The 5,488-nt window shown below is 65.9% G+C and carries 7 protein-coding genes; all 7 read right to left on the bottom strand.

The features are described 5' to 3' along the window. Positions 1 to 113: 113 nt before the first annotated feature. A complete protein-coding gene (locus tag VF515_22510; protein ID HEX7410402.1) occupies positions 114 to 2,156 on the bottom strand; it encodes a DUF6600 domain-containing protein in 2,043 nt (680 codons plus the stop codon). A 54-nt stretch (positions 2,157 to 2,210) separates the two neighbouring features. Continuing rightward, positions 2,211 to 2,378 carry a hypothetical protein gene (locus VF515_22505; protein ID HEX7410401.1) on the bottom strand — a complete coding sequence of 56 codons (168 nt, stop codon included), beginning with the start codon at positions 2,376 to 2,378 and terminating at the stop codon, positions 2,211 to 2,213. 341 nt (positions 2,379 to 2,719) lie between these two features. Further along, positions 2,720 to 3,103, bottom strand: a complete 384-nt coding sequence (locus tag VF515_22500) for a hypothetical protein (GenBank protein HEX7410400.1) — start codon at positions 3,101 to 3,103, stop codon at positions 2,720 to 2,722. A gap of 267 nt (positions 3,104 to 3,370) precedes the next feature. Continuing rightward, the gene (locus VF515_22495; protein ID HEX7410399.1) at positions 3,371 to 3,994 is read right to left on the bottom strand and encodes a response regulator; all 624 of its coding nucleotides are present in this window, start codon (positions 3,992 to 3,994) and stop codon (positions 3,371 to 3,373) included. A 279-nt stretch (positions 3,995 to 4,273) separates the two neighbouring features. Continuing rightward, positions 4,274 to 4,435, bottom strand: a complete 162-nt coding sequence (locus tag VF515_22490) for a hypothetical protein (GenBank protein HEX7410398.1) — start codon at positions 4,433 to 4,435, stop codon at positions 4,274 to 4,276. A 28-nt stretch (positions 4,436 to 4,463) separates the two neighbouring features. Further along, entirely contained in the window at positions 4,464 to 4,646 is a 183-nt protein-coding gene (locus tag VF515_22485; protein HEX7410397.1) for a hypothetical protein, read from the bottom strand. Continuing rightward, a partial coding sequence (locus VF515_22480) for a hypothetical protein (GenBank protein HEX7410396.1) occupies positions 4,643 to 5,488 on the bottom strand: 846 nt, incomplete at its 5' end. The genes VF515_22485 and VF515_22480, both read right to left, overlap by 4 nt.

The following is a 5,488-nucleotide window of genomic DNA, read 5'->3' as shown; positions in this document are numbered from 1 at the left end:
CGCGCAACGATTTGCGCACCCCGACGTTGTCGTCGACCACACAGACAGTCGCCTCGGCCGTCATGTTGAACGCCTTTTCCGGGCGGTCTTGGGAAGCCGGCGCCCGCGAACGACTACCGCGCCTGTCCCGGCGCCTCGTGCTCCGCCTTCGGGTCGACCGGTGCCGGGCGCCCGCGTGCGGGCTGCTGCGGGGCCGCCTGCTGCCGTGGTGGCGCCTGCTGACGTGCGGGCTGCTGCGGGGCCACCTGCTGCCGTGGTGGCGCCTCTGGACGTGCCGGTCGCTCGGCGCGAGCCGGCGGCGCTTCGCGAGCAGGAGCGGGGCGACTGCGCTCACGAGCGGCGGGTGCTGCGGGCGCCTGCCCCGATGGGCTGGTTCGCTCTACGCCCTCGCGCTTCCCGCCCGGTGGCGGAGGCGGCACGGCACGCTGGGATGCGCCGGGCGCTGCGGGCTGTGGTGGTGCAATCGCCGGGCGTCGCTCTGGCTGTCCGGTTCCGACCCCACCGGGGCGCTGCGCCCCGGGCACTGGCGGTGGCTGCTGCCCCGACGGGCTGGCTCGCTCCACGCGCTCGCGTTTCCCGCCCGGAGGGCCGGCTGCTCCCGGAACTGCGGCCCCGACTCCCGCCTGCGGGTGTGCGCCGGGAACGCCAGGTCCGCCCTGCGGCCGCACGATGCGCGGCTCGGGCCTCATCTGGGGCGCCTTGGCCTCGATGCCCTTGGCCCGCAGGCGGCTCATCGGATCTTGCGGCGGCCGTGTGGTCACGACCTGGCGTGTCTGCAGTCGATCAGGCGGACGTTGCCCGCGTGCTTCCCCCGGTACGAGGCTCGCCGCCACGGGCCGTACCTTGAGATCACCGCGCACCGGCTGCAGCCGTTGCACGCGTTGCGCATCGAGCTGGATGTGCTCCATGCGGCCGCGGCCGAACTGGTTGCGGTCCACCGCCACCACCGCGTTCCTAACGTTGACGTTCTGGAACTTGGTGATGTTCGTGACGTTCACGATACGCGTATTGTTGATGACAACGTTGTTCACGACGCGCGGGCCACCCCAGCCGCCCCAGTAGGGCCTGCCGACGAACCCCGGCCGTCCCCACCAGGGGATGATCGGTTCACCGAAGCCGAGCGCGCACCAGCTCACGAAGGGGAGACCGATGCCGACGGACACTCCGATGCCGGGAGCTCCGAAGAACGCCACCAGCGCAGGCGAGTAGACCGGCGCCACTACCACCGGGCCAGGAGCCCAGCCCCAGACCCCGTCGAAGTTCACCCAGCGGCCGTAATGATAGGGGGCCCAACCCCATGGCGACTCATCGACCCAGGTCCACTCGTAGTACGGATCGTAGACCCAGCGGCCCGTGCTGTAGGGCGCCCAATCGGGGCGCACGTCGCGCGGAACCCAGACGTGACCATAGCGCGGCTGCTCGCGCCAGTCGCCGTAGCGGTCGAGATCGTCTGCGCCCGCAATCTCCGGCGGCACGTATTGCGCGCTGCGTGGCGCCTCGCCGAGCTGCGCCGTGCGATCGTAGTTCCAGCGATCCCACTCATCGGGCGCGGGCGCTGCATTTAGGTTGAGCTGCACCGTTTCGGTGCCCTCGAGGATGATCTGCTGGTTCTCGGCGACGTCGGTCGTCTCCCCGGCGGCCGGCATGACCGTCGCTGTCCCGCCGCGGCCGGCGCTGAATACCGTCCTGTTCTCGTCGACGTCGACGCGATAGTAGCCGGGACGATTGATGGTGAACGCGGCATTCGGCGAATCAACCTCGATCAACTGGCCGCCGGGCAGCGCCTTCAGGTCGAGGGCGGCATGCCCCCCGGTGATCCGGAACTGTGTGTAGCCGGGATCGAGCGACGTAAGGTCGATCTCCGTGGCGGTGCCTGCGCGGACGAACGCCCGCGGCCCGATCTGAACCTCCAAGTTGGCACCGTCGCCCGCGTAGAGGGAGTCGCCAGCGGCCAGCGCCGTGTTCACCTGCGCCGCGCTCCACTCCTCGGCGCCCGTGCGCCAGAAAGACACCGCGCCATCGATGAAGCGGAGCCGGGGCGGGGTGGGACCACTGCGAGTTGCGTTCTGCGCACTTGCGGTGCGCGGCCCGGGTCCGAGCCCCGCAAGTGCGAACAGGAACGCCACGACGGTTGGCAGGATGCGTCTTGAGATCATCGTTGGTAACCTCTTGGTCGCGCCACAGCGCGGGCTAGCCCTATAAGAAGCACATCAGAGTTCGCCGCCCAAGACCCGTTCTTTTGCTGGGAACTTGAGTGTCGCCTTTCCCCTGCCGGTGATCGCGTCCTGGACAACAGCGATCATGAGTTGTTGCTCTGGGACCTGCTTTCGGCGAGGCGTGAAGTGCTGCGACGGCAAGATCATGTTGGGCTGCGCCATGCCAATGGGACCTCCCGCCAGGCTAGGCGCCGGCGTGAGGACTCGATCCAGAACGTCGCGGAACTTGTCCCGGCGCGCTCAGGCCTCATCCCAGCCGAGGATTTCGAATCGCCCGAGGGAGGACAACTCGCCGTTCGTGCGATGCCACCGCATAGGCCAGTGCTCGCTGGCCTCTCCCTGTCGTTCCCACGTTGAAGACGTACTGCCGGTAAACGGCTCTACGACGCTAGGTTCCTCTCCGATGTCCATGGTCTACCTCCTCATCTCGATCGTCTGCGCAGGAAGAATCACTGCCGGTTTCCACAATGGCGTAAGGTTGTACGCGGCGGGAATCTGCTTCATCAGAAGCTTCTCCTCTGTGGCTCCTGCTTGGGCTGGAGCTGTGCCAGGTGGTCCGCAAACGCACACCCGAGGCAATACGCCCCGCCCTGCTCAGCGGTTGAGTAACAGGCGGAGTTCAGGGCGCAGCCGCAGGCGGAGCAGTGTGCGGTCGCTGGGCTCCGGCGTAGGTGCACGATCCAGCGCAGGTCATCCACGAGAACCTGCACCCGCTCTTTGGCGCGGGCGCGGTCGACGATGTGCTCAATCAGCATCTGGCGATCGTACGGATTGCGTGCCGGTAGGAACATGCTCCCTCCGGGAAACGACACGTGCGCAATTCCCCTCGTGATCGCCATTCCCCTGGCGCGGTCTCGCCAGCCCCCCTGCAACTTGCCTGCTGCCATTGCCGCCTCCTTCAACGGTTCCAAGGTTCGTGTTTGGCGAGGTGCGGAGTGCTTCGACGGCAGGATCACGTCGGGCTGCGCCACGCCAATGGGAACTCCCTCAACATTAAGATTCGCATGCATGGCAAGGTCTCCTTCTGCACAAGTTACACAACGGACGGCAGCGCGGTAAGCTCGTATTACTACGCGCGTGGTTCTACGCGGGCGGTCGTACGCCCTCACGCCGGCCCTGCGACCGCGCATGGGACGACTGCGTCGCGTCAGGATCTACGTGTGCGAATCGGCTTCGCGCGCGCTCAGCACGGTGCGGACCAGCTGGGCGGCCGAGGCGACGTTCATCTTCGAGAGCACCATGCGGCGGTGCCCTTCGACGGTGCGGACGCTGACATGCAACGCCGCCGCGATCTCCTTGGACGGTTTGCTCGCGATCAGCAACTCCATTACTTCGCGCTCGCGGGGCGTGAGGTGCGCCAGTCGCTCCATCACGACGGCGCGTTCGGTGGTCACCGCGCGTGCCTGGCGGTCGCTGTTGATCGCCGCACGGATGCGCTCCAGCAACAGCTTGGGCGGCGCCGACTTTTGCAGGAAATCGACGGCTTCAGCTTTTAGCGCCCGCACCGAACTCGACACATAGCCGTGGCCGGTCAGGACAATGATGGGAAGCGTCGTCTTGCGCCGTCGCAGCTCATCCTGCACGTCCAGGCCACTGCCGTATCGCAAGCGCACGTCCAGCACCAGGCACCCCGGGCGCTCCGGCTCGTAGGCGGTGAGGAACTCTTCACCCGAGGCGTACGTCTCGACCGCGAGGCCCACGGACTCTAGCAGCGCACGCAACGACTTGCGCACCCCAACGTTGTCGTCCACTACGAAGACGGTCGCCGCGGCCGTCATTTCCACGCCCGTGTTCTCAAAACAGTACACCGATAACGCGAAACGGGAAGCTGACAACGGCCCACACCAAACCGAAAGCACTGCCGACGATCCCAGGAGAACTCTCGTCGCTCTCGGTCGTCGTGGTAGTGGTCGTTACGGTTCTTTGGGCTGGACATGGCTGCGGCGCCATCCGAACAATGTGTGCTGTGGCGTCCATGGTCCTCCTTGTACAAGGGGCACGGCAACGCCGTAAGTTCGGAGTAGTACGCGCGTAGAACTACGCGCGTACTATTGCCGTCACTCGATGCGAATCTTCTGCCCGGCGAAGTTACGTGGTCCTTCGAAACGTGCGAGGCCGGGCGGCGCGCCGGGCTTTACGAAGGAGTTGGTTTCCGGGGTGAGCATGCGGATGACCGGATCGATGAGCCAGGTGACGGTCAGGCGGAGTGCAAAACGCACGACTGTCCAGCAGGCCACCGCGACGGCGCTAACGATACTCGACGAAGCCGATGGTCGAGGTACCGTCGGGAGAGAGGATCGACGTCATCCCAGCGACATCGCCCTCGACCCATGCGAGCCGGATGCGGTCTCCCGCATCGCGGCCCGCCGCAGGATGTGCAGCCAGCGTCGCGACAGTTGCGAGGACCCAGAGTAGTGGCTTCAGGCTCACTGCCGCACACGCCCTTGCAAAATCGTATTCTCGATCGCCGGGATCAGGTCCTGGATGATCGAGTCCTCGTAGCGCCCCGAAGTCGGGTTGATCAGATCGGGCACCTGTGATTCCGGGACGCGGTGATTCACGTAGAACGACGCCTTGCGGCCTCCGGCGCCCGGCAGGACGGCGACGAACATGTTCTGCATCTGCGTCGTGAGAATCAGCGGATCGAGCATATCGATGAGACGCTCGTAGTCCTCCGGCGTCTGTCCGTAGCCGCCGAGGATGTACACGATCGGGAAGCTGCGGGTGGTGTGGAAGAAGGCGGGGGGTCGATAGATGAGCACCGGCTGGTCCGGGGCGGTGCCGTTGCCGGTGCGCAATGCCGGTGAGGTGATCCGGGTCTTCATGATATCGCCGCGCGGATCGGGATCGGTGATGCTGAGGTCGCCCGGCCCATCGAACCCGTTCGGGAAGCTGGAATCCATGTAGCTGATCATCGCCAGCAGCCGCTGCCAGATCACCACTGTCCCGCAGATATCGCCATTCAGCAGTTTGTCTCGCGAGTCATCGGCCTCGGGAATGCCGGTGTGCCCACCCACATAGCGAATCAGCAGATACTGTTGCGGCAGCTTTGCGATGTCGACGCAGTTGGCGGGGAAATCGTCCCGGGTGTTCACCGTCAGCCCTTTGGATTGGAGCATCGCAATGAAATTGTCGTAGTGCTTGCCGAAGCCGAACTGGTCTTCGGTGCCGACGTCCATGTAGATGCGTTGCGTGGAGATGTCCGCCGCCGAGCGCCCTTCCAGTCGGGTCAGCGGATCTTCGGCCAACCAGTTCGCCCGATCGGGATCGTA

The organism is Candidatus Binatia bacterium (assembly GCA_036382395.1).
GTDB lineage: Bacteria > Desulfobacterota > Binatia > HRBIN30 > HRBIN30 > JAGDMS01.
The sequence above is the reverse complement of the archived record's forward strand: the minus strand, read 5'-3'. Positions and strand labels throughout refer to the sequence as shown.

Coding starts and splice junctions, on each gene's coding strand:
- VF515_22495 (HEX7410399.1), bottom strand. CDS start 3,994: ATGACGGCCGCGGCGACCGTCTTCGTAGTGGACGACAACGTTGGGGTG.
- VF515_22510 (HEX7410402.1), bottom strand. CDS start 2,156: ATGATCTCAAGACGCATCCTGCCAACCGTCGTGGCGTTCCTGTTCGCA.
- VF515_22505 (HEX7410401.1), bottom strand. CDS start 2,378: ATGGCGCAGCCCAACATGATCTTGCCGTCGCAGCACTTCACGCCTCGC.
- VF515_22500 (HEX7410400.1), bottom strand. CDS start 3,103: ATGGCAGCAGGCAAGTTGCAGGGGGGCTGGCGAGACCGCGCCAGGGGA.